Consider the following 22,638-nt stretch of genomic DNA (forward strand, 5'->3'; position numbering starts at 1 on the left):
GTCACTGTCCTTCCCGGTCGGATACGACCGAAGCGTATCGATTCCCACCCGTCGGTCCGCCATCGGCGGCCCGACCGCTTGTGCCGCTCTCGTCGCCCACCGCGGCATGGCCACCGGTGGACCCGAAGCCCCCTTCGGCCCGCGCCGAGCCGGGAAGTTCCGCGACCTCCTGGAAGCGGACCCTCTCGACCTGCTGGACGACCAGTTGGGCAATCCGGTCGAAGCGCTCGAACCGCACGCCCTCGCGCGGGTCGAGATTCACCACGATCACCTTGATCTCCCCACGGTACCCGGCATCCACCGTCCCTGGGGCATTCACGAGGGCGACACCGCAGCGGGCGGCGAGCCCCGATCGGGGGTGCACGAAGGCCGCGTACCCCTCCGGGAGGGCGATCGACACTCCCGTGGGCAGCACGGCCCGCTCGCCGGGCTTCAGTTCACAGGCCTGCGTGGTGCGCAGATCGGCCCCGGCGTCCCCCGGGTGCTCGTACGCCGGAAGCGGTACGTCCGCGTCGACGCGGCGGATCAGCACGTTCAGGGGACCCCGGCCGACGGGGCTCGCGGGGCTGTCGGAGGTCACGGGTTCACCTCGAAGGCGCGGGCACGCCGGATCCGGTCCGGGTCGCTCATGGCGGCCTGGATCTCCTCCTCGCGGCCGTGGTCGATGAAGTGGTCGACCTTCACCTCGATGAAGAGGGCGTCGGCGCGGACGGCGACGGGCCCCTCGGGGCCGCCGATCCGCCCGGTGGCGCGGGAGTAGATCTTCCGCCCGGCCACGGCGGTGACCTCCGCCTCCAGGTGCAGCGTGGTGCCCACCGGGACCGGCCGCACGAAGTCCGTCTCCAGCCGGCCGGTGACGGCGATGGTCCGCAACAGCCAGTTCAGCGAGCCGAGGGTCTCGTCGAGGGCGGTGGCCAGCACTCCCCCGTGCGCGAGGCCCGGAGCGCCCTGGTGGGCGGGCTGGACGGTGAACTCGGCGGTCAGCGAGACACCCTCGCCGGCACGTGCCTCCAGGTGCAGCCCGTGCGGCTGCTCGTGCCCACAACCGAAACAGTGCTCGTAGTGGGCGCCGAGAAGCTCGCCGGGCGCGGGAGCATCGGGGTGCCGTACCGGTTTCACCGCGTCGGCGGGAGGCTGAAGAGCTGCGGAACTACCACTCACAGCCGCAGACCTTACCCGCGCGTCGGGGATATCCGGACACCGTGCCAAGCTTGGCTCCATGCAGCTCTCCGCCACCCCCTACGAAGAACGCCTCACCACCCCGCGCTCGTGGTGGCTGATCAGCTTTCTCGTGGGCGTCTCGTTCGCCCTGATCCTGCTCCCCTTCGGCACCCTGCCGCTGCTCGGTGGCCTGGTCGGCGGTACGGCCGCGTCGGCGGTGGTGGCCAGCGCCTACGGCTCCCAGCGCATCCGTGTGGTGGGCGACTCCCTGATCGCCGGCGAGGCGAAGATCCCGGTGTCGGCGCTCGGCGCGTCAGAGGTGCTGGACCCGCAGGAGGCGCGCGCCTGGCGCACGTACAAGGCCGACACCCGCGCCTTCCTGCTGCTGCGCTCCTACATCCCCACGGCCCTGCGCGTGGAGGTCACGGACCCGGAGGACCCGACGCCGTACCTGTACCTGTCGACGCGGGAGCCGGAGAAGCTGGCGGCGGCGATCGAGGCGGCACGGAAGTAGTTCCCCGCCTCCTCCACCAGGGGCGTCTCAGTCCCCCGGTTCCTCGGGGAGGTCCCCCAGCTCCTCGGGGAGGTCCCCCAGTTCCTCGGGGAGGTCGCTCAGCTTCAGCGGGTGCTCCGGCTTCTCCAGCGGCGGCAGCTCCGGCAGCTCGTCCCAGGGCACCTGGACCTTGCGCAGATCCGCGCGGATCCGCGCGGCGAGCTTCCTGGTGTCCCGGCGGTTCATCACCGCTCCCACCACGGCGCCCACCATGAACGGCATGAGGTTGGGCAGGTCGCGGACCATCCGCTTCATGATCTGCTGACGCAGTTCGCGCTTCATCCGGCCGCCGAGTGCCGCGTCGATGGTCGCCGGCTTCATCACGTTGATCCCGCGCTCCCCCGACCAGGAGGACAGATACGCGGTACTGCGGGCTCTCAGACTTCCGGGCGGGCGTACGCCGTACACCTCGTGCAGCTCGGCGATCAGCTTCAGCTCGATCGCCGCGACCCCGGTGATCTCCGTGGCCAGTTCGGTCGGCATGGCCGGCGGCACCGGCAGCATTGCCGCCGCGCCGATCCCGGCCCCGACCGTCGAGGTGCCTGCCGCCGCCCCGGCCACGAGCTTGTCCGCGAGCTGCTCGGGCCCGAGGCCCGGGAACTGCCTGCGCAGCGTGGCGAGGTCGCGTACGGGGATACGCGGGGCGATCTCGATGATTCGGTCGGTGAGGTACGCCAGCCCCGCCCGGGCCCGGCTGCCGCCCCTACGGGCGCCTTCCCGGGCCAGCTGCCGGGCCTTGTCCCGGACCACAACGGCCCGTCGCCGGGCGACGGGCGCGGGCTGCCGCCCCGGCGCCGGCAGGTCTTCCACGCCGGACGCCGGCTCGAGCGAGGCTCCCGCATCGGATGAGCCCCGCTCGTCGTCACGCGCGCCGTGCGGACCGCCGTGCGGCCCCTTGTCCGCTCCCCGCAGGGGGAAGCGGCGCTTCCGTGGAGGGGTCGAGCCAGTCACGGCCGACCCGTCCTCAGTCGCAGTCGCGGCAGATCGGCTGACCGTTCTTCTCCCGGGCCAGCTGGCTGCGGTGATGCACCAGGAAGCAGCTCATGCAGGTGAACTCGTCCTGCTGCTTCGGCAGAACACGGACGGCCAGCTCCTCGTTCGAGAGGTCGGCGCCCGGGAGTTCGAGGCCCTCGGCGGCCTCGAACTCGTCGACGTCCACCGCGGAGGTGGACTTGTCGTTCCGGCGGGCCTTCAGCTCTTCAAGGCTGTCCGAGTCGACGTCGTCGTCGGTCTTGCGTGGAGTGTCGTAATCGGTTGCCATGTCGCTCTCCCCCTCTGGGTGTCTGCGGTGTCTCCAGCGCACGTAACGCGTGAGAGGCCGGACTTGTGCCCGACCTGAGGCGGAGATTTTGCCTCACATCAAGGTCTGTTACTCAATCGACACCCAACCCGACCCCTCAAGAGTGATCGGCTTGGATGGCGGTGAGGACCGTACACGGTTCGAATGTCGCACCTCAAAGGCGCCTCACCGTGTACTTCCCGTGATCAAGAGCCCTGAAAACAAGGATTTTCCCGTCTTTGCGGACCCTGTCATGATCACGGAGAGTACATGGCCGGAAATCCGCCCATGTGATTGATCACACAGGGACAACCTCGATCAGCGGTCAGAAAATTCCGCGCAAAGCGAACATCCCCCGCGTGTGTCACGTCTGGTCACACCGGCAGGGTGACGCGCATCACCAGACCGCCGCCCTCACGGGGCTGCGCCACGATGTGGCCGCCGTGCGCGCGGGCCACGGACCGGGCGATGGACAGCCCCAGGCCGACGCCCTTGTCGCTGCCCGTGCGCTCCGTGCGGAGCCGTCTGAAGGGCTCGAAGAGATTGTCGATCTCATAGGCGGGAACCACCGGCCCGGTGTTCGACACGGTCAGCACCGCCTGCCCGTGCTCGATGTCGGTGGTGACCTCGACCCAGCCGGCCTCCGGGACGTTGTAGCGCACCGCGTTCTGTACGAGGTTCAGCGCGATCCGCTCCAGCAGCACGCCGTTGCCCTGCACCACGGCGGGCTTGCGCTCACCGCGGATCTTCACGCCCTTCCCCTCGGCCTCGCCGTGCACCTGGTCGATGGCCTGCGTGGCGACCTCGGCCAGGTCGACCGGCTTGCGCTCGACGATCTGGTTGTCGCTGCGGGCGAGCAGCAGCAGGCCCTCCACCAGCTGCTCGCTGCGCTCGTTGGTGGCCAGCAGCGTCTTGCCGAGCTGCTGCAGCTCCACCGGCGCGTTCGGGTCGGACAGGTGCACTTCCAGGAGCGTGCGGTTGATCGCGAGCGGTGTGCGCAGCTCGTGGGAGGCGTTGCCGACGAAGCGCTGCTGGGCGGTGAAGGCCCGCTGGAGGCGCTCCAGCATGTCGTCGAAGGTGTCCGCCAGCTCCTTCAGCTCGTCGTCCGGGCCGTCCAGCTCGATCCGGCGGGACAGGTCCGAGCCGGCGACCTGGCGGGCGGTGCGGGTGATCCGGCCGAGCGGGGACAGCACGCGGCCGGCCATCGCGTAGCCGAACGCGAAGGCGATGATCGCGAGGCCAAGCAGGGCCAGCAGCGAGCGGCTGAGCAGGTTGTCCAGGGCCGCCTGGCGCTGCTGGTCCATGCAGTGGGCGATGGCGTCCTTGAAGTCCGACAGCGGCAGCTTGGTGGTGTTGATCGCGGGGCAGCTGTCGCTGGAGATCTTCAGCTCCTGGAAGCTGACGATCTTGAACAGCGGCTGGTTGCCGGTGTTGATCGCCTGCGCGGCCAGCAGGTAGATGATCGACAGCAGCAGGATGCCGGCGATCAGGAACATGCCGCCGTACAGCAGCGTGAGCCGTATGCGGATGGTCGGGCGCAGCCACGGGAAGGGGGGCTGCGGCTTCCTGGGGTCCCAGGTGGGCTTCGGAGGCGCCTGGGGCGGCGCGGGAGTCGTGGCCACGGCGGATCAGATCCGGTAGCCGGAGCCGGGCACGGTGACGATCACGGGCGGTTCGCCGAGCTTGCGGCGCAGCGTCATGACGGTCACGCGCACGACGTTGGTGAACGGGTCCGTGTTCTCGTCCCAGGCCTTCTCCAGCAGCTGCTCGGCCGAGACGACCGCGCCCTCGCTGCGCATCAGCACCTCCAGGACGGCGAACTCCTTGGGCGCGAGCTGGACCTCCTTGCCGTCGCGGAAGACCTCGCGGCGGTTGGGGTCGAGCTTGATGCCGGCGCGCTCCAGGACCGGCGGCAGGGGCACGCTCGTACGGCGTCCGAGGGCCCGCACGCGCGCGATCAGCTCGCTGAACGCGAAAGGCTTGGGCAGGTAGTCGTCGGCGCCGATCTCCAGGCCCTCGACGCGGTCGCTGACGTCACCGGAGGCGGTGAGCATGAGCACGCGCGTGGGCATGCCCAGCTCCACGACCTTGCGGCACACGTCGTCGCCGTGCACGAGCGGGAGGTCGCGGTCGAGGACGACCACGTCGTAGTCGTTGACGCCGATGCGCTCCAGGGCGGCCGCACCGTCGTACACGACGTCGACGGCCATGGCCTCCCGGCGCAGTCCGGTGGCCACCGCATCGGCGAGCAGCTGCTCGTCCTCGACGACGAGTACGCGCACGTCGCTTGTCCTTCCTGTATCCACCCGCGTAGCGCTACGTGAGCGCGCGCGGGCAGGGGTGTCCGTGGGATGTGACTCCATCCTGCCCTTTTCGGCCATAAGTCGGCTGTAAGGCGGTGTCCGGGCCGCAGGAATCCGGCTGAGGGCCGGGGAATGCGGGATTTTTTCGAAGGGTTGAGGTTTCCGTGGAAGGGAGCGGGGGGAGGACGGCTTTACACCCCGCGATCACGCTCTGCACGTGCCGCAGCACCATGCGGTACATCGCGGTCCGCTTCCGCAGAGCGGGCGTGGGTGTCCGGCACCGTCGCCGCCCGGCACGGCAGCGCTGGGCACCCGCGTAAGACGTGATCGCCCCTTCCCAACCGGCACACCCCCGTGCCACCGACCCACGACCCAGGACGAGGGGGCGCAGCATGGACGCATTCACCGCAGGACTTCTGCAGCGCATAAGGGCGACCGAGTCCGACCTGTCGCGGGCTCGTGACGAGGGCGACGACTTCCTCGTCGAGGTGGAGCAGGCAGAGCTCGACGACCTGCGCCGCCTCGCCGCCGAACACGGTGTGGAAGTCGGCGCGTCACGCGTCTGATCGGCCCGAGAGCGCAAGAGGGGACCCCGGCGAATCCAGCGCCGGGGTCCCTTTGCGTGCGACTGCCCGCTGACGTGCGGCCTCAGTCGTGCCAGGCGCCGAAGTCCTCCAGCAGCCGCTGGAGGGGCTCGAAGACGCCCGCGGTACCCGCCACCGTCAGATCGCGTGACGGGCGCTCTCCGGGCCGTCCACCGGTCAGGGCGCCCGCCTCCCGGGCGATCAGGTCACCCGCCGCGAAGTCCCACGCGTTGAGCCCCCGCTCGTAGTACCCGTCCAGCCGCCCGCAGGCCACGTCGCACAGGTCGACCGCGGCCGAGCCGCTGCGCCGGATGTCGCGCAGCAGCGGGATGAGCCGGCCGGCCACCTCGGCCTGGTGGGCGCGGACCCCGGCGACGTAGTTGAAGCCGGTGGAGACCAGCGCCTGGTCCAGCGGGGGCGCGGGGCGGCAGGACAGCGCGCGCTCGCCCTCCCACGCGCCGGTGGCCCGGGCACCGCCACCGCGTACCGCGTGGTACGTCTCGCCGCGCATCGGGGCCGCGACGACCCCGACGACGGTCTCGCCGTCCCGCTCGGCCGCGATGGACACCGCCCAGGTCGGCAGCCCGTAGAGGTAGTTGACGGTGCCGTCGAGCGGGTCGATCACCCAGCGGACACCGCTCGTGCCCGCCACGGAGGCGCCCTCCTCGCCGAGGAAGCCGTCGTCGGGGCGCTCCCCGGAGATCAGATCGGTGATCAGCTTCTCCGCCGCGATGTCCATCTCGGTGACGACGTCGATCGGGCTGGACTTGGTCCGCGCAACGGCCAGGTCGGCCGGGCGGCCGTCCCGCAGCAGCTCGCCGGCGCGGCGGGCGGCCTCCTGGGCCAGGTCGAGCAGTTCCCGGTGCAGGGCGTCGGTCACGGGTCTCCTCAGGCGTAGGAACTGTCGGCGCCCGCGGCGGCCGGGCGGGGGGCACGCGCCGGGCAGCAGCCGACCGGGCAGACGTCGTGGCTCGGGCCCAGGGTGCCGAGGGCGCAGGGGGTGACCCGCTGCCCGCGTTCCACGGCGGCCCGCTCCAGGATCAGGTCACGGACGGCGGCGGCGAACCGCGGGTCGGCGCCGACGGTGGCCGAGCGGCGCACCGGCAGGCCGAGTTCCTCCGCCTTGGCCGTGGCCTCCGTGTCGAGGTCGTAGAGGACCTCCATGTGGTCGGAGACGAAGCCGATGGGGGCCATGACGACGGCCGGTGCGCCGGCGGCGTGCCGCTCTTCGAGGTGGTCGCAGATGTCCGGCTCCAGCCACGGGATGTGCGGGGCACCGGAGCGGGACTGGTAGACCAGCCGCCAGGGGTGGTCGACGCCGGTGCGCTCGCGGACGGCGTCGGCGATCAGCTGGGCAACGTCCAGGTGCTGCTCGACGTACGCACCGCCCTCGCCGTGCGCCTCGACGGGGCCCGAGGTGTCGGCCGCGGAGGTCGGGACGGAGTGGGTGGTGAAGGCGATGTGGGCCCGGTCGCGGACGTCCTCGGGGAGTTCGGCGAGTGAGCGCAGCACGCCGTCGGTCATGGGCTCGACGAAGCCGGGGTGGTTGAAGTAGTGCCGCAGCTTGTCGATCCTGGGCAGCTCGAGGCCCTCGGTCTCCAGGGTGGCCAGTGCGTCGGCCAGGTTCTCGCGGTACTGGCGGCAGCCCGAGTAGGAGGCGTAGGCGCTGGTGGCGAGGACCAGGATGCGGCGGCGGCCGTCGGTGACCATCTCGCGCAGGGTGTCCGTCAGGTACGGCGCCCAGTTGCGGTTGCCCCAGTAGACCGGCAGGTCCAGGCCGTGTTCGGCGAAGTCCTTGTGCAGGGCGTCCAGCAGGGCGCGGTTCTGGTCGTTGATGGGGCTGACCCCGCCGAACAGGAAGTAGTGCCGTCCGACTTCCTTGAGGCGTTCCTTCGGGATGCCACGCCCGCGCGTGACGTTCTCCAGGAACGGGACCACGTCGTCGGGGCCTTCGGGGCCGCCGAACGAGAGCAGGAGCAGGGCGTCGTAGGGGGTGGCATCGAGCGCGTCTGGCATGTCTCGATCCTGCCACCCGGCGCTGACGGCCGGGAAACAGCGGGGTGAAGAGTCGAGTTACAGATGGTTTAGTCCGGTTTTTCCCGCTGCTATTTCCGGTGCGATTAGGGTCGCCTAACTCGTAAGCTGTATCAGCCGCATTCGCGCCTTACCGAGCCGCCCCGGAGACCACGTGCCAAGCCCCTACCGCGCCCTGTTCGCCGAGCCCGGCACCAAGGGCTTCTCCGCCGCGGGCTTCCTCGGCCGGATGCCGCTGTCGATGATGGGCATCGGCGTGGTCACGATGGTCTCCCAGCTCACCGGGCGCTACGGCCTCGCGGGCGCGCTCTCGGCCACCATCGCCCTGTCCGCCGCCGCGATCGGGCCCCAGATATCCCGGCTGGTGGACCGGCACGGGCAGCGCCGGGTGCTGCGCCCCGCGACCCTGGTGGCGCTCACGGCGGCGGCCGGGCTGCTGCTCGCCGCGCACCGGCGGTGGCCGGACTGGGTGCTGTTCGTCTGCGCCGCCGGCATCGGCTCGGTGCCGAGCCTCGGCGCGATGATCCGGGCCCGCTGGGCGGCTCTGTACCGGGGCACGCCGAAGCTGCACACCGCCTACTCGTTCGAATCCGTGGTCGACGAGGTCTGCTTCATCTTCGGGCCGATCATCTCCATCGGCCTGTCCACGGCCTGGTTCCCGGAGGCAGGCCCCCTGCTGGCCGCCTGCTTCCTGGCCGCCGGCGTCTTCTGGCTGACCGCTCAGCACGCCACCGAGCCGGAGCCCCACCCGCGCGAGCACCACGGGGGCGGCAGCGCACTGCGTTCGGCCGGGCTCCAGGTGCTGGTGGCCACCTTCGTGGCCACGGGGACGATCTTCGGAGCGGTCGACGTGGTCACCGTCGCCTTCGCCGACGAGCGCGGCCACAAGGGCGCGGCGAGCGTCGTGCTGGCGCTGTACGCGGCCGGTTCCTGTGCGGCCGGCGTGGTCTTCGGACTGCTGCGCTTCTCAGGGCCGCCGGAACGTCGCTGGCTGCTGGGCGTGGCGACGACGGCCGTGAGTATGATCCCCCTCCTACTGGTCGGAAACCTGCCGCTTCTGGCCGTGGCGCTGTTCGTTGCGGGGCTGTCCATCGCGCCGACGATGATCACGACGATGTCCCTCATCGAAGAGCACGTACCTCGCGCGAAGCTCACCGAAGGCATGACCTGGGTGAGCACCGGCCTCGCGGTCGGTGTCGCGCTCGGCTCCTCCGCGGCCGGCTGGGTCATCGACGCAGCCGGCGCGCGCGCCGGGTACGGGGTTCCGGCCGTGTCCGGTGCCGTCGCGGTCGCGGTCGGTTTCCTCGGGTACCGCCGGCTGCGCAGGCCGGCCGCGGGTCGGGGAGGAACCGTTGAGCACCACAGCGAGCGCGAAGAACGGCACCTGGCGTAACTGGGGCGGCAATGTGGCCGCCCGCCCCGCCCGGCAGGTCGCGCCGGCCTCGGTGGAGGAACTGGCCGCGGCCGTGCGCAGGGCCGCCGAGGACGGTCTGAAGGTGAAGGCGGTCGGCACCGGGCACTCCTTCACCTCCATCGCGGCCACCGACGGTGTGTTGATACGCCCTCAACTGCTGGCCGGCATCCGCGGCATCGACCGGGACGCCATGACCGTCACGGTCGAGGCCGGAACCCCGCTCAAGCGCCTCAACACGGCCCTGGCACGCGAGGGCCTGTCGCTCACCAACATGGGCGACATCATGGAGCAGACCGTCTCCGGCGCCACCAGCACCGGCACGCACGGCACCGGCCGCGAGTCCGGCTCGATCGCCGCGCAGATCAAGGCGCTCGAACTCGTGACGGCGGACGGCTCGGTGCTCACCTGCTCCGAGAAGGAGAACCCCGAGATATTCGCGGCCGCGCGCATAGGTCTCGGCGCGCTCGGCGTCGTCACCGCGCTCACCTTCGCCGTGGAGCCGCTGTTCCTGCTCGCCGCCCGCGAGGAGCCGATGGCCTTCGACCGGGTACTCGCCGAGTTCGATCAACTGTGGGCCGAGAACGAGCACTTCGAGTTCTACTGGTTCCCGCACACCGGGAGCACCAACACCAAGCGCAACAACCGCAGTGCGGGCCCCGAGCAGCCGGTGGGGCAGCTGGCCGGCTGGTTCGAGGACGAGTTCCTCTCCAACGGCGTCTTCCAGGTGGCCCAGTGGGTCGGACGCGCCGCGCCGGCGACCATTCCGGCGATCGCGCAGATCTCCAGCAAGGCCCTGTCCGCGCGGACGTACACGGACATTCCCTACAAGGTCTTCACCTCGCCGCGCCGGGTGCGCTTCGTGGAGATGGAGTACGCCGTGCCGCGCGCGGCCCTGGCGGACACGCTGCGCGAGCTGAAGGCCATGGTCGACCGCTCCGGTCTGCGCGTCAGCTTCCCGGTCGAGGTGCGCACCGCCCCGGCCGATGACATCACGCTGTCCACCGCCTCCGGCCGGGACAGCGCCTACATCGCCGTCCACATGTTTCGGGGCACGCCGTACCAGGCCTACTTCACCGCCGCCGAGCGCATCTTCACGGCGCACGAGGGCCGGCCGCACTGGGGCAAGGTGCACACCCGGGAAGCGGAGTACTTCGCCGAGGTGTACCCGCGCTTCGGCGAGTTCACGGCGCTGCGGGACCGCCTCGACCCGGAACGGCTGTTCCAGAACGACTACTTGCGGAGGGTTCTGGGGGCGTAGGCGTCGCGGTGACCGCGCGCCCGACGCACTCGTCGAACCCGGCGAAAAGGGACGTAAGGACGAAACCATTGGTTCCGTTTCTGTGGATTGCGTGAAGTTCGCCTCCTTCATGATCGCCAAAGCCGGTTGCGAACGGCCAAGTCGCATTCCTTGCCAGAAGTTGGACGGCGCGCCAATCCACGCACGTGGTCCAAATGGAGTACTGTTGCGAGCCCTGGGTCCGGTCTCCCACCAGGGTGTCCGCGGCCTCGCAGGACCGCCGGGAGGGGGCTAGTTGCACAGGGTGACAGAGTTCGTCACTTAGCGTTGCGAACAGGTAACCGTGCCATAACGGCGATCCAGGGCCCGTGCCCGACACGCCGGGCAACTCGGCAAGGTTGTGGCAGGCTGCACCCGGGCAGGCCACACTCGACTAGCGGAAGCAGCGACGCACGTGACGTCGGCAGGCACCACCCGGGAGGTCCCCATGCCCGAACTGCGTGTCGTGGCCGTCTCGAATGACGGCACACGGCTGGTGCTCAAGGCTGCCGACTCTACGGAGTACACGCTTCCGATCGACGAACGCCTGCGCGCCGCCGTCCGCGGCGACCGGCCCCGCCTCGGCCAGATCGAGATCGAGGTGGAGAGCCATCTCCGCCCCCGCGACATCCAGGCCCGTATACGTGCGGGTGCGACCGCGGAAGAGGTCGCCCAGCTCGCCGGCATCCCCGTCGACCGGGTACGGCGCTTCGAGGGTCCGGTGCTCGCCGAGCGCGCCTTCATGGCCGAGCGCGCCCGCAAGACCCCGGTGCGGCGCCCCGGCGAGAACTCCGGCCCGCTGCTCGGCGAGGCCGTCCAGGAACGGCTGTTGCTGCGCGGGGCCGAGAAGGACACCGTGCAGTGGGACTCCTGGCGCCGCGACGACGGCACCTGGGAGGTCCTCCTCGTCTACCGGGTCGCGGGCGAACCGCACTCGGCGAGCTGGACCTACGACCCGCCCCGGCGGCTCGTCCAGGCCGTGGACGACGAGGCGCGCTCGCTGATCGGCGAGTCCGACGACCTCGCCGTTCCGGAGCCGAGTTTCCCGTTCGTCCCGCGCATCGCCCGGCTGCCGCGCGACCGTTCGATGGACCGCGCCCTGGACCGGGGCGACCGCGAGCGGCCGAGCCTGCCGGCACAGGCGTCCGAGCCCGCCGAGGAGAGCACGGGCGAACGCGACTCGCTCACCAGCCTGTTGGAGGCCGTGCCGAGTTTCCGGGGCGACATGGTCGTGCCGGAACGGCCGTCGGAGGTCCCGGAGGAGCCCGCCGAGGAACCCGAGACGGAGGAGCCTCCGGCGCCCGCGGCCTCGGCCGGGTCCGCCTACGCGGACGTCCTCATGCCCCGCTCGGTGGGCAGCCACCGCGACCGGCTCATCGGCGCCACCGACCGCCAGGCGGAGGCCGACGGTGTCCGCCCCGGCCGCCGAGCCGCGGTTCCGAGCTGGGACGAGATCGTGTTCGGCACCCGGCGCAAGAAGCAGGAGTAAACCGGTCGTACGGCCGTATGAAGTGGGGGGCACGCGTGCGTGCCCCCCACTTTTCCGGCTTTCTACTGCGGGTCCGGTCCCACAGCGACCGGACGGGACGGATCCGCCGACCACTCCGACCAGGAGCCGACGTACAGCGCCGCCGGGATGCCCGCGACCGCCAGAGCCAGCACCTCGTGGGCGCCGGAGACGCCCGAGCCGCAGTAGACGCCCACCGGCGCCTCCTCGGACACGCCCAGGGCCTTGAAGCGGTCCCGCAGGTCCGCGGCGGGCAGGAAACGGCCGTCCGGGCCCACGTTCTCGGTCGTCGGCGCCGACACCGCGCCCGGGATGTGGCCGCCGACCCGGTCGATCGGCTCCACCTCACCGCGGTACCGCTCCCCCGCGCGCGCGTCGAGCAGCACGCCCGAACGGGCCAGGGCGGCGGCCCCGTCCGCGTCGAGCAATCCGGCCGCGCCGGGCGCCGGTTCGAAGTCCCCCTCGGCCACGGCGGGCACCTCCGTCGACAGCGTGCCCTGCCAGGACGGCAATCCGCCGTCGAGGACCCGCACGTCCGGGTGACCCGTCCAGCTCAGCAGCCACCACGCGCGCGCGGCCGCCCAGCCCTGGCCGCCGTCGTGGACGACGACCGGACGGGTGGCCGACACGCCCGCGCGACGCACGGCCGCGCCGAACTCCGCGAGGTCGGGCAGCGGATGCCGGCCGTGTTCGCCGGGCGCCGAGGCCAGCTCCCGGTCCAGGTCGACGAAGACCGCGCCGGGGATGTGCCCGGCCGCGTACTCGGCCCGGCCGTCGAAGGCCGGGGCGCCCGCCGCCTTCGCCACGCTCAGCTGCCAGCGGACGTCCAGCAGGACCGGCGGGGCCTGTCCGGCCAGGTCCTGGGCGAGTTCGGTTGCGGTGATGATGGCTGTCATGACGTCCATCCTTACGCCAGGGGTGGCCGCGGCGTCCAGGTCCGGCTACTCTGCTCGGCCGGACAGGCTCGATCACACGGTGTACGGGATCGGGCACCCGCTGTACAGCTGCCGGACACCCGTCGGCCATCGTCAGGAAGCGGCGAGAGACGGCAGATCAGGCATCCTTCCGACGGCACGCCGATCAGTCGGCGACACACGGTGAACGGCACCTCGGGGGATGCGGGTACCGGCACGGGCGTGCACGCGCAGCGGCACACCCCTTCCGGTGAGCGGAAGCGACACGGCCACCGCGAGGGGCCGGGGAGAGAGTGATCGATGACCGAGGCACGGGAGTCGGCCGGCCCACACGCGCGTCGCGCGCCCGGCACGCCCTGCTGGGTGAGCCTGATGGTGCACGGGGTGGCCGCGACCGAGGAGTTCTACGGGGCGCTGTTCGGCTGGGAGTTCCGGCCGGGCCCGCAGCAGCTCGGCCCGTATGTCCGGGCCCTGCTGGACGGGCAGGAGGTGGCGGGCATCGGCCATCTGCCGCCGGACCGCCGGCTGCCGGTCGCCTGGACGCCCTATTTCGCCTCGGACGACGTGGACCGCACGGCCGACCAGGTGCGGCTGTGCGGCGGCACGGTGGCCGTCGGACCACTGGACGCTGCGGAGGCCGGACGGATGGTCATCGCCTCCGACACCTCCGGCGCGGTGTTCGGGATCTGGCAGGGGGCGGCCCACCTCGGCACGACGATCAGCGGCGTCCCCGGCACCCCCGCCTGGAACGAACTGCTCACCTTCGAGACCGAGAGCGTCGCCAAGTTCTACGAGACCGTGTTCGGGTACGAGGAGGAGCCGGTGGTGTCGGCCGACTCCGACTACCTGACCCTGCGCCTCGGGGGCCGTCCGGTGGCCGGCCTGCACGGCGTGGGCCACGCGCTGCCTCGCGACCGGGGTTCACACTGGCTGACCTACTTCGAGGTCGCCGACGCCGACGCGACGCTGCGGCAGGTCACCGAGCTGGGTGGCCGAGTGCTCAGGCCGGCGCATGACAGCGCGCACGGGCGGGTCGCCACGGTGGCGGACCCGGAGGGGGCCGTGTTCTCGGTGATCGAGAACCCGCGCTGAGCCGCCTTCGGCCGGATCAGACCGAGGACACCGGCAGCACGTCCGGGGACAGGGCCGCCGCGCGGGCCGACGCGGCGGTCATCCTGCGACGGTGGTGGCGGCGGCACAGCACCTCGTAGCCGACCTCGCCCGCGGACTGGTTGACGTCGCCGACGACCACCTGGGCGCCCTCGACCACCATCTCGCCGCCTATCGTGCGGGCGTTGTGCGTGGCCCGGGCGCCGCACCAGCACAGCGCCTCGACCTGCAGCACCTCGATGCGGTCGGCCAGTTCCACCAGCCGCTGGGAGCCCGGGAAGAGCTTGGAGCGGAAGTCCGTGGTGATCCCGAAGGCGTACACGTCCATGCCGAGGTCGTCCACCACGCGCGCGAGCTGGTCGATCTGCCCGGGCGCGAGGAACTGCGCCTCGTCGGCGATCACATAGTCGGCGCGGCCGCCCTGGGAGAGGTGCTCGACGATGTAGGCGTACAGGTCCTGGCCGTCCTCGACCTCCACCGCGTCGGTGACCAGGCCCAGCCGGGAGGACAGCTTCCCCTCGCCCGCCCGGTCGTCCCGGGTGAAGATCATTCCGGCCAGGCCGCGCGCGGAGCGGTTGTGCTCTATCTGCAGAGCCAGCGTGGACTTCCCGCAGTCCATCGTTCCGGAGAAGAACACCAGCTCGGGCATGAGAAGTTGAGCACCTTTCGGTGAGTCGTCAGGGACAGGAGGCTTCAGGAGCGTACTTCGAGCAGCGGTACCAGCTGCTCCGCCGGAGTCATCGAGCCGTGGTTGCCGACCAGCGCCGACTCCTTCGGCTCCCGCTCGGAGGCGATGATCAGGACGTCGTCGTACGCGGCCGCGATCACGTCCCCGAGCCGCGCGTACACGCGCTCGTCGCACTCACCGGGCCGCCCGAACCAGCCCGCCGCGATCGCCTCGTCCCGCGAGGCCACCCAGAACTGCTCGCCGAGCACCTCGCGCCAGACGGTCAGTACGTCGTTCTCGGCGCCCGGCACCGCGTACACGTGCCGCGCCCGCCCCTCCCCGCCGAGGAGGGCGACGCCGGCGCGCAGCTCCCAGTCCTCGTCGAAGTCGATGCGGTGCTGCTCGTCGAACGGGACGTCGACCATGCCGTGGTCGGCGGTGACGTACAGCGCGCTGCGCGGCGGCAACTGCTCGGCGAGGCGCTGGGCGAGCCGGTCGACGTACATGAGCTGTCCGCGCCAGGTGTCGGAGGCGACACCGTAGCGATGCCCGGAGCCGTCCAGCTCGGCGTAGTACGTGTACACCAGGGAGCGGTCACCGGCCGCCAGTTGCTCGGCCGCGAGGTCCATGCGGTCCTCGCCGGTCAGCCGTCCGTGGAAGGAGCCGCCGCTGAGCGCGATCTTGGTGAGCGGGGTGTGCTCGAAGGCGGGCGAGGACACCTGGGCGGCGTGCACGCCCGCGTCGTGGGCCAGCTGGAAGACCGTGGGGTACGGCTGCCAGGGGCGCGGGGAGGTCCAGGGCTGCCAGCGGAGCTGGTTCATCAGCTCGCCGGTGGCCGGGTTGCGGACGGTGTAGCCGGGCAGGCCGTGGGCGCCCGGCGGCAGGCCGGTGCCGACGGAGGCCAGGGAGGTCGCGGTGGTCGCCGGGTAGCCGGTGGTGAGCGGGCGTCCGGTGCCGCCGCGGGAGCTGCCGAGGAGCGAGGTCAGGAAGGGCGCCTCGTCGGGGTGCGCCCTGAGCTGCTCCCAGCCGAGCCCGTCGATCAGGAAGACACAGACCCGGTCGGCCGGGGTCAGTTCCGTGATGGTGGCGGTCGTGCCGGGGACGCCGAGGCCTGCGGCCAGGGTCGGCAGCAGGTCGGCGAGCGAGCCGCTGCCGTACTCGGGCAGCGGAGCCGTGTCCAGGGCGAGCGGTTCGGGGTGGTCCCAGGGGGAAGGCTGCACCATCAGCGCGTGACGTCCGCGGTCGCCTCGGAGATGGACTGCGCGAAGGCGAGCGCCTGGCGCACCGTCTCCGGGCCGTCCCCGGCCTCGCTGACGCGCAGGCTGAGGTCGTCCGCCGTGGAGCTGCCCGTGTAGCCGTGGTCGGCCTCGCAGTTGGGGTCGCCGCAGGCGGCGGGCTCCAGGTCGATACGGCTGACCGCGCCCCAGCCGATGGTCAGCACGACCTCGCGGGGCAGCGTGCCCGGCGTGTACTGCTCCGGGTTCGCGACGACCCGGCTGACCACGACCGACGAGATCCGGCCGAGCTTCACGGACTCGGTGGACGTCGTGGCGTACGGCGTCGGGGAGGTGCTGTCGGCGGCCTGCTCGTCGGTGTGGCTGACGATGAAGCGGTTGCCGGTGAGGACCAGGACGGTCACGTGCCGGCGCACCTCGTTCTGGTCGAACGTGGTCTCCTGGTGGACCAGGTACGACCGGATGGGCTCGCCGCCCACAGCGGCCTCCACCGCCTCGGCCACGAGGGCCGGGTAGTAGCCGCTGCGCTCGATCGCCACGCGCAGCCCCTGGGTCGTCGTACTGGTCTTGGCCATGGCGTCCATCCTAATCCGTGGGCAAGGGGGGTCCGGGCCAGTCGCGGGCACCGGGGACGGCTCGCGCGCCCGCGTGCGGACTCCTCGGAACGAGTCCTGGCAGGATGTCCAGCCGCTCGGCGGCGATCAGGCAGGAGACCGGTTCCCGGCCACCGGCGTCCGCTTCGAACGCGACCACGACGGGCGGTTCTTCGCCCAGTGCCCGCGCCAGACGCGCCGTCTCCTTGGCCGTGGGCGCGCGGAAGACGGGGTCCTGGAAGCTCGGCGGACAGGAGACGAAGGCGGGAGCGGCGAAGACCGCCTCCAGGCCGTGGTGGTACGTGAGGTCGTACCCGGCCGCCAGGCGCAGCTGCCCGCCGTCCCAGACGATCACTTCCCAGTCCCACCAGCTGCCCTCGGGCAGTCGGCGCCCGGCCATCTCCATGCGCTCCCCCCTCCCCCCGCTCAATACGCCGGCAGCGTGCGCGGGCCGAGGTCGCCGCGGGCGGGCGGGGGCGCGAGCCGTACGGTGGCGCCGAGGACGCTCACGCCCCGCTGGGCGACGACGACCGGCTCCAGGGTGACGGCGACGACCTCGGGGTGATCGTCGACCAGCCGGGACACACGCAGCAGCAGCTCCTCCAGCGCGGGGGTGTCCACCGGCGTGGAGCCGCGCCAGCCGAACAGCAGCGGTGCCGTCCGGATGGAACGCACCAGCGAGGTCGCCTCCCGGTCGGTGACCGGGACCAGCCGGTGCGCCATGTCCCCGAGCAGCTGCGAGGCGGCCCCGGCGAGACCGAAGGACAGCACGGCCCCGGCCGCCGGATCGATCACCGCCCGTACGACGGTGTCGACGCCCCGCGGCGCCATGCCCTGCACCACCGGCCGCAGCTCCTCGGGCTTCCCGAACAGCTCGGTCAATTCGGCGTAGTTCCTGCGCAGTTGCTCCTCGTTCGCCAGGTCCAGCCGTACGCCGCCCAGGTCGGCCCGGTGCCGCAGGTGGGGGGCGGTGGCCTTGAGCGCCACGGGGTAGCCGAGGGTGCGGGCGGCCTCGGCGGCGGCGTCCGCGGTGGGCGCGGGGAGCGCGCGGCGGACGTGGACGCCGTACTTGTCCAGCAGCTCGCAGGTCTCCTCCGGCCCGATCGTGAGCCCCTGCCCGCGCTCGAGCAGCCCGCCGATCAGCTCGGCGGCCTCCTTCTCGTCGATGTCCTCGTACTCCGGCACCTTCCCCGGGTCGGCGGCCTCCCGCCGCCACTGCGCGTACTTCACGGCTTCGGCGAGGGCACGCACGGCTCGTTCGGCGGCAGGGAAGGCGGGGATGAGCCGGGTTCCTTCGGGGGCGGTGCTCCGCGGCCCGCCCACCTCGACGGCCCCGGGGCCCGCGCCGGACGCCGCGCCACCCGCACCCACTCCCGCGGTCGGCGCCTTCCCGGCACCCGCGCCCGCGGTGGGCAGTCGTTCCGCTGGGCGGAACCAGGGGGCACCGCCCTCGGTGCCGGGTGCCTTCTCGACGGCCTGGGGTGCCGTACTCGCCGCAGCCGACAACGCTTCCGCGAGCCCCCCGAGCTCCACGTGCACCACGAGCACCGGCTTGCCCGGAACCGCGGTCGCGGCCGACCGCAGCGCCTCCGCCAGCTCCGCGTCCCCCGGCGACCCCTCCCCGATCGCCGGAATCGCCGTGACGACGACGGCGTCACACGTCTCGTCCGCCAGCGCCCGCGACAGCGCCCGGTGGAAGTCCTCCGCCGTCGCCCCGGTCGTCAGGTCCCGCGGCCGCGACGGCCGCAGCCCCTCCGCGAGACAGCGGTCGTACGTCAGCACTCCCAGCGACTCGGAGTTGCCGAGGATCGTCACGCGCGGCCCCGCCGGCAGCGGCTGCCGGGCGAGCAACAGGCCCGCGTCGACCAGTTCGGTGATCGTGTCCACCCGGATCACCCCGGCCTGCCGCAGCAGCGCGGAGACGGTGGCGGGCTGCAGCTGGGTGGCCCGCACCGCGTGCCCCTGCGGCGCGGAGCCGACCCCTTGCACCACGACCAGCGGCTTCGCCGCCGCCGTGCGCCGGGCGAGCCGGGTGAACTTGCGCGGGTTGCCGATGGACTCCAGGTACATCAGGACGACGTCGGTCTCCGGGTCGTCGTACCAGTACTGGAGGACGTCATTGCCGGAGACGTCGGCACGGTTCCCGGCGGACACGAAGGTGGAGACGCCGGTGACCCCCGTGACCCCTCCGCCGCGCCGATGCAGCCGGGACAGCAGTGCGATGCCGATGGCACCGGACTGCGCGAACAGGCCGATCCGGCCCGGCCGGGGCATCTCGGGGGCGAGCGAGGCGTTCAGCCGCACGTCGGGCGCGGTGTTGATGACGCCGAAGGCGTTGGGTCCGATGATCCGCATGCCGTACGCGCGCGCGAGCCGGACCAGGGCCCGCTGCCGCTCACGCCCCTCGGGCCCGCTCTCCGCGTACCCGGCGGACAACACCACAAGCCCCTGCACCCCGTGCTCGCCGCACTCGGCGACCACAGCGGGCACCGCGTCGGCCGGAACGGCGACGACGGCGAGGTCCACCGGGCCCCCGATGTCCCGCACCGAGCGGCGGGCGGGCACTCCGTCGACCTCCTCGAGGTCCTCGGGGAAGGCCTTGTTCACCGCGTACAGGCGGCCGGGGTGGCCGGCGTCCCGGATGTTGCCGAGGACGCTGCGGCCGACTCCGCCGGGAGTACGGCCGACGCCGACGACCGCCACGGAGCCGGGGGCCAGCAGCCGCCGTACCGAGCGGGCCTCGGCGCGCTGCTCCCGCGCGCGCTGCACGGCGAGGGAGCGGTCGGTGGGCTCGAGGTCGAACTCCAGGCGCACGACGCCGTCTTCGAAGCTGCGCTTCTGGGTGTAACCGGCGTCCGTGAACACCTTGATCATCTTGGTGTTGGCGGGCAGCACCTCGGCGGCGAAGCGGCGGATGCCGCGCTCACGGGCGACCGCCGCGATGTGCTCCAGGAGGGCGGAGGCGACACCGCGGCCCTGGTGGGCGTCCTGCACCAGGAAGGCGACCTCGGCCTCGTCGGCCGGCGAGGAGGCGGGCATGCCGTCGGCGCCGATGCGGTCGTAGCGTACGGTGGCGATGAACTCGCCGCCGATGGTGGCCGCGAGTCCCACCCGGTCCACAAAGTCGTGGTGCGTGAAGCGGTGGACGTCCTTGGCGGACAGGCGCGGGTACGGCGCGAAGAAGCGGTAGTACTTCGACTCGTCCGAGACCTGCTCGTAGAAGCTGACCAGGCGGTTGGCGTCGTCAACGGTGATGGGCCGGATGCGCGCGGTGCCCCCGTCGCGCAGCACGACGTCCGCCTCCCAGTGGGCGGGGTACTCGTGCCGGTCCTGCCGGTCCGCCGAGCTCTGCATGGGCCCCAGAGTACGGCTCGCGTCCGACAACGGCGCGAGGCAGTCTGTGGAGGACGGAAGTCGGACCGAGGCCGCGGTTCCGACGACACACCGGAGCGGGACGAAGGACCGCTGCGGGCATGCCTCGCGATATGGGAAACTGGTCTAGACAACCCTGAACACCGAAGGGCAGCAACACATGGCTGAGCGCCGCGTCAACGTCGGCTGGGCCGAGGGCCTCCACGCCCGCCCCGCTTCCATCTTCGTCCGAGCCGCCACGGCCGCAGGCGTCCCGGTGACGATCGCCAAGGCCGGGGGCAACCCCGTGAACGCGGCCTCCATGCTGGCTGTCCTGGGCCTGGGCGCCCAGGGCGGCGAGGAGATCGTCCTCGCCTCCGACGCCGAGGGCGCCGACGCCGCCCTGGACCGTCTGGCCAAGCTGGTCTCCGAGGGCCTCGAGGAACTTCCCGAGACCGTCTGAGTCCGTTTCAGGAAGCCGCGTCATCCCCTGCGGATGACGCGGCTTCCGCGTTTTCGGCGACCGGCAGGGGAATTCACGGCGGGCAGCGGAACCGCGCGCGACCGCGAATTCACGGCGTGCCGGAAAAGGGCAGCGGAAATACACGTCCACCGAATATCCCTTCTTTGTATACGGCCCCCGTGTTAATGCCGCAGGCTCGGCATGTTTACGGCGTGTTGCGAGTTCCTCACACGCTCCGTGCGGTCGCCGGCCGCGGTGAAGCGCGGCCGGTGCGCGGCCGTCGCCCGCTCGGTGTGCAGCGCCGTGATCGCCCGGGCGCGTTCGCCGTCGCCGCGCGCCACCGCGTCCACGATCGCGCCGTGCTCGGCCCAGGCCTCGACCGGACTCGGCGATGCCTCGACCGCGTACATCCAGGCGATCTTGTGCCGCAACTGGGTCAGCACCGAGGTCAGCGAGTGGCTGCCGGAGGCCTGCGCGAGCGTCTCGTGGAACCAGCCGCCGAGCGAGCGCAGGTCCTCGCTGTTGCCGCGCCTGGCCCGCTCCTGGCCCAGCCGGACCAGGCCGCGCAGCACCTTCAGATGGGCCTCGGTGCGCCGCTGGGCGGCCCGGGCGGCGCCGAGCGGTTCCAGGAGCATGCGCATCTCCAGCAGGTCGGCGGCCTCCTGCTCGGTCGGCTCGGCCACGCACGCGCCCGCGTGCCGCCGGGTCACCACGAACCCCTCCGCCTCCAGCGTGCGCAGGGCCTCGCGGACGGGAACGCGCGAGACGCCGTAGCGGCGGGCCAGGACTTCCTCGGTGAGGCGGCTGCCGCGCTCGTAGACACCGGCCACGATGTCGTCCCGGATCGCCGTGCACACCGAGTGCGCCGGAATACGCATGACCGACCTCCGTCTTAATCCCCGTGAAACGTCGACGATGGACGTGTGTCCCGTGACTCTATTGCAATGAGCCGGAATTTCCGACGGCAGGCCGGAATCCATGGATATTTTTTGGACAGCGGAGACGGCGGACCTGCGGAAAACGACGAAAGCCCCGGCTTGTGAGCCGGGGCTTCGACGATGCCGTGCGGTGGGGCGTCAGACGTTCACGCCGTGCTTGCGGAGATAGGCGACCGGGTCGACGTCCGAGCCGTACTCGGGGGTCGTGCGGGCCTCGAAGTGCAGGTGCGGCCCGGTGACGTTGCCGGTCGCGCCGGACAGGCCGATCTGCCCGCCCGGGACGACCTTCTGGCCCACCGTGACGCCGATGGACGACAGGTGGCCGTACTGGGTGTACATGCCGTCGGCCATCCGGATCACGATCTGGTTGCCGTACGCGCCGCCCCAGCCGGTCGAGACGACCGTGCCGGAGCCGACCGCGTGGACGGGGGTGCCGCTGGCCGCGTGGAAGTCAATGCCGGTGTGGGACCCGGAGGACCACAGGGAGCCGCCGGTCTTGTAGCCCGTGGAGACGTACGAGTTCGCGACCGGGGCGACGAAGGCGTTCAGGCGCCGGCGCTCGGCCTCGCGGGCGGCGCGCGCCTTGGCCTCGCGCTCCTTCTTCGCCCGCTCGGCGGCCGCCTTGGCCGCGGCCTCCTCGGCCGCCTTCTGGTCGGCGGCCTGCTTCTGCGCGGTGGCCTGCTCGTCGATCTGCTCGGCGACGTCGTCGCTCACGGTGATCACCGGGGTGAGACCGGTCTGCTCGACGGAGTTCTCGGCGGCGAGCGCCGGGGTGGCAGCGAGGGTGCCGATGACACCGGTGGTGGTGAGGGCCGCGATACCGGCCGCCTGAGCCGTGGTGCGCTTGACCCGGCCGGGCTTGCGGTGCTTCCCGGTGGCGCACATGAACGCCATGTAGTGGCTGGTCCTTTCCTTCCCTCTCGCCTACCGGGTTAGCTGACGGGTTCGGAGCAGGAAGGTCTCCTACGGACCCCCTCGCTCACGCGCGGGCGTCCGATTCACCCCAGGGACTGCGGTTGGGTCCCCGGCTCCCCTGGCTCGCGCCGTACGGGGACTCGGCGATGACTGTCCGGTGCCGCGGGCGCGGCGCACTGCCTGACGAACAGCCCGGAAGACGCTAAAGCGAGCGACTTTCGATCCCCAAACGGATCCGGGCTTTTGTAGCGCATCCCACAGGTCAGACGGGTAACCTCTGCCCCAATTCGGACATTGGGGCAGGGGTCCCCACAGAGGGGTTTGCACAGCAAGGGGCCCTG

General features: G+C 71.8%; 23 protein-coding genes and 1 riboswitch. Of the genes, 7 read left to right on the forward strand and 16 right to left on the reverse strand.

Annotated features, from left to right (window positions below; translation table 11 throughout):
* Position 1: 1 nt before the first annotated feature.
* Together dut and AC07CM_RS15465 are read right to left on the reverse strand one after the other, a co-directional pair.
* The gene (dut, locus tag AC07CM_RS15460) at positions 2-580 is read right to left on the reverse strand and encodes a dUTP diphosphatase (protein WP_478876889.1); all 579 of its coding nucleotides are present in this window, start codon (positions 578-580) and stop codon (positions 2-4) included.
* Entirely contained in the window at positions 577-1,161 is a 585-nt protein-coding gene (locus tag AC07CM_RS15465; RefSeq protein ID WP_478876890.1) for a PaaI family thioesterase, read from the reverse strand. Before AC07CM_RS15465 ends, dut begins: the two co-directional genes overlap by 4 nt.
* A gap of 58 nt (positions 1,162-1,219) precedes the next feature.
* Between AC07CM_RS15465 and AC07CM_RS15470 the strand changes: the two genes are divergently transcribed.
* Complete coding sequence (locus AC07CM_RS15470; protein WP_478876891.1) at positions 1,220-1,675, forward strand: DUF3093 domain-containing protein; 456 nt, start codon at positions 1,220-1,222, stop codon at positions 1,673-1,675.
* A gap of 27 nt (positions 1,676-1,702) precedes the next feature.
* Here the strand turns inward: AC07CM_RS15470 and AC07CM_RS15475 are convergent, their stop codons facing one another.
* The 4 genes from AC07CM_RS15475 to AC07CM_RS15490 all read right to left on the reverse strand — a co-directional run bounded on the left by AC07CM_RS15475 (position 1,703) and on the right by AC07CM_RS15490 (position 5,275).
* Positions 1,703-2,665 carry a hypothetical protein gene (locus AC07CM_RS15475; protein ID WP_478876892.1) on the reverse strand — a complete coding sequence of 321 codons (963 nt, stop codon included), beginning with the start codon at positions 2,663-2,665 and terminating at the stop codon, positions 1,703-1,705.
* A 13-nt stretch (positions 2,666-2,678) separates the two neighbouring features.
* Positions 2,679-2,975, reverse strand: a complete 297-nt coding sequence (locus tag AC07CM_RS15480) for a DUF4193 domain-containing protein (RefSeq protein WP_005481602.1) — start codon at positions 2,973-2,975, stop codon at positions 2,679-2,681.
* 392 nt (positions 2,976-3,367) lie between these two features.
* Positions 3,368-4,615 (reverse strand): sensor histidine kinase, encoded by a 1,248-nt coding sequence (locus AC07CM_RS15485; protein WP_478876893.1) that lies wholly within the window; start codon positions 4,613-4,615, stop codon positions 3,368-3,370.
* Between the two features lie 6 nt (positions 4,616-4,621).
* The gene (locus AC07CM_RS15490; protein WP_004924460.1) at positions 4,622-5,275 is read right to left on the reverse strand and encodes a response regulator transcription factor; all 654 of its coding nucleotides are present in this window, start codon (positions 5,273-5,275) and stop codon (positions 4,622-4,624) included.
* Between the two features lie 413 nt (positions 5,276-5,688).
* Between AC07CM_RS15490 and AC07CM_RS15495 the strand changes: the two genes are divergently transcribed.
* On the forward strand, positions 5,689-5,862 hold the full coding sequence (locus AC07CM_RS15495) for a hypothetical protein (RefSeq protein WP_023546087.1): 174 nt from the start codon (positions 5,689-5,691) through the stop codon (positions 5,860-5,862).
* Positions 5,863-5,944: 82 nt separating this feature from the next.
* Here AC07CM_RS15495 and AC07CM_RS15500 read toward each other — a convergent pair whose 3' ends face one another.
* Together AC07CM_RS15500 and AC07CM_RS15505 are read right to left on the reverse strand one after the other, a co-directional pair.
* Entirely contained in the window at positions 5,945-6,760 is an 816-nt protein-coding gene (locus AC07CM_RS15500) for an inositol monophosphatase family protein (RefSeq protein ID WP_478876894.1), read from the reverse strand.
* Positions 6,761-6,768: 8 nt separating this feature from the next.
* Positions 6,769-7,896: a ferrochelatase gene (locus tag AC07CM_RS15505; protein ID WP_478876895.1), complete on the reverse strand. Its 1,128-nt coding sequence runs from the start codon at positions 7,894-7,896 to the stop codon at positions 6,769-6,771.
* A 172-nt stretch (positions 7,897-8,068) separates the two neighbouring features.
* On the opposite strand from AC07CM_RS15505, the gene AC07CM_RS15510 reads away from it, so the two are divergent.
* The 3 genes from AC07CM_RS15510 (at position 8,069) to sepH (ending at position 12,093) form a co-directional block, all read left to right on the forward strand.
* Positions 8,069-9,307, forward strand: a complete 1,239-nt coding sequence (locus AC07CM_RS15510; protein WP_478876896.1) for an MFS transporter — start codon at positions 8,069-8,071, stop codon at positions 9,305-9,307.
* Positions 9,267-10,586, forward strand: a complete 1,320-nt coding sequence (locus tag AC07CM_RS15515; RefSeq protein ID WP_478876897.1) for a D-arabinono-1,4-lactone oxidase — start codon at positions 9,267-9,269, stop codon at positions 10,584-10,586. Before AC07CM_RS15510 ends, AC07CM_RS15515 begins: the two co-directional genes overlap by 41 nt.
* A 466-nt stretch (positions 10,587-11,052) precedes the next feature.
* Entirely contained in the window at positions 11,053-12,093 is a 1,041-nt protein-coding gene (gene sepH, locus AC07CM_RS15520) for a septation protein SepH (RefSeq protein ID WP_478876898.1), read from the forward strand.
* A gap of 62 nt (positions 12,094-12,155) precedes the next feature.
* Here sepH and AC07CM_RS15525 read toward each other — a convergent pair whose 3' ends face one another.
* The gene (locus AC07CM_RS15525) at positions 12,156-13,007 is read right to left on the reverse strand and encodes a sulfurtransferase (RefSeq protein ID WP_478876899.1); all 852 of its coding nucleotides are present in this window, start codon (positions 13,005-13,007) and stop codon (positions 12,156-12,158) included.
* Positions 13,008-13,325: 318 nt separating this feature from the next.
* Between AC07CM_RS15525 and AC07CM_RS15530 the strand changes: the two genes are divergently transcribed.
* A complete protein-coding gene (locus AC07CM_RS15530) occupies positions 13,326-14,117 on the forward strand; it encodes a VOC family protein (RefSeq protein WP_478876900.1) in 792 nt (263 codons plus the stop codon).
* A 16-nt stretch (positions 14,118-14,133) separates the two neighbouring features.
* Here AC07CM_RS15530 and AC07CM_RS15535 read toward each other — a convergent pair whose 3' ends face one another.
* From AC07CM_RS15535 to AC07CM_RS15555, 5 genes are read right to left on the reverse strand one after another with little or no spacing between them, the layout of a single operon-like run.
* Positions 14,134-14,784 carry a thymidine kinase gene (locus AC07CM_RS15535; RefSeq protein ID WP_478876901.1) on the reverse strand — a complete coding sequence of 217 codons (651 nt, stop codon included), beginning with the start codon at positions 14,782-14,784 and terminating at the stop codon, positions 14,134-14,136.
* A gap of 44 nt (positions 14,785-14,828) precedes the next feature.
* Positions 14,829-16,025, reverse strand: coding sequence for an alkaline phosphatase family protein (locus AC07CM_RS15540; RefSeq protein ID WP_478876902.1), 1,197 nt, complete (start codon positions 16,023-16,025; stop codon positions 14,829-14,831).
* Complete coding sequence (locus tag AC07CM_RS15545) at positions 16,025-16,612, reverse strand: DUF5998 family protein (protein WP_478876903.1); 588 nt, start codon at positions 16,610-16,612, stop codon at positions 16,025-16,027. Before AC07CM_RS15545 ends, AC07CM_RS15540 begins: the two co-directional genes overlap by 1 nt.
* Positions 16,613-16,622: 10 nt before the next feature.
* The gene (locus tag AC07CM_RS15550) at positions 16,623-17,036 is read right to left on the reverse strand and encodes a hypothetical protein (protein ID WP_478876904.1); all 414 of its coding nucleotides are present in this window, start codon (positions 17,034-17,036) and stop codon (positions 16,623-16,625) included.
* Between the two features lie 20 nt (positions 17,037-17,056).
* Complete coding sequence (locus tag AC07CM_RS15555; RefSeq protein WP_478876905.1) at positions 17,057-19,984, reverse strand: bifunctional acetate--CoA ligase family protein/GNAT family N-acetyltransferase; 2,928 nt, start codon at positions 19,982-19,984, stop codon at positions 17,057-17,059.
* Positions 19,985-20,162: 178 nt separating this feature from the next.
* Here AC07CM_RS15555 and AC07CM_RS15560 point away from each other — a divergent pair, with 178 nt between their 5' ends.
* Positions 20,163-20,444 (forward strand): HPr family phosphocarrier protein, encoded by a 282-nt coding sequence (locus AC07CM_RS15560; RefSeq protein WP_014675499.1) that lies wholly within the window; start codon positions 20,163-20,165, stop codon positions 20,442-20,444.
* Positions 20,445-20,626: 182 nt separating this feature from the next.
* Here AC07CM_RS15560 and AC07CM_RS15565 read toward each other — a convergent pair whose 3' ends face one another.
* Positions 20,627-21,322, reverse strand: a complete 696-nt coding sequence (locus AC07CM_RS15565) for a GntR family transcriptional regulator (protein ID WP_478876906.1) — start codon at positions 21,320-21,322, stop codon at positions 20,627-20,629.
* Positions 21,323-21,520: 198 nt separating this feature from the next.
* Complete coding sequence (locus AC07CM_RS15570; protein WP_478876907.1) at positions 21,521-22,276, reverse strand: M23 family metallopeptidase; 756 nt, start codon at positions 22,274-22,276, stop codon at positions 21,521-21,523.
* A gap of 12 nt (positions 22,277-22,288) precedes the next feature.
* Positions 22,289-22,453: riboswitch (cyclic di-AMP (ydaO/yuaA leader) on the reverse strand.
* Positions 22,454-22,638 lie beyond the last annotated feature (185 nt).

The organism is Streptomyces sp. NPDC044061, from assembly GCF_056434305.1.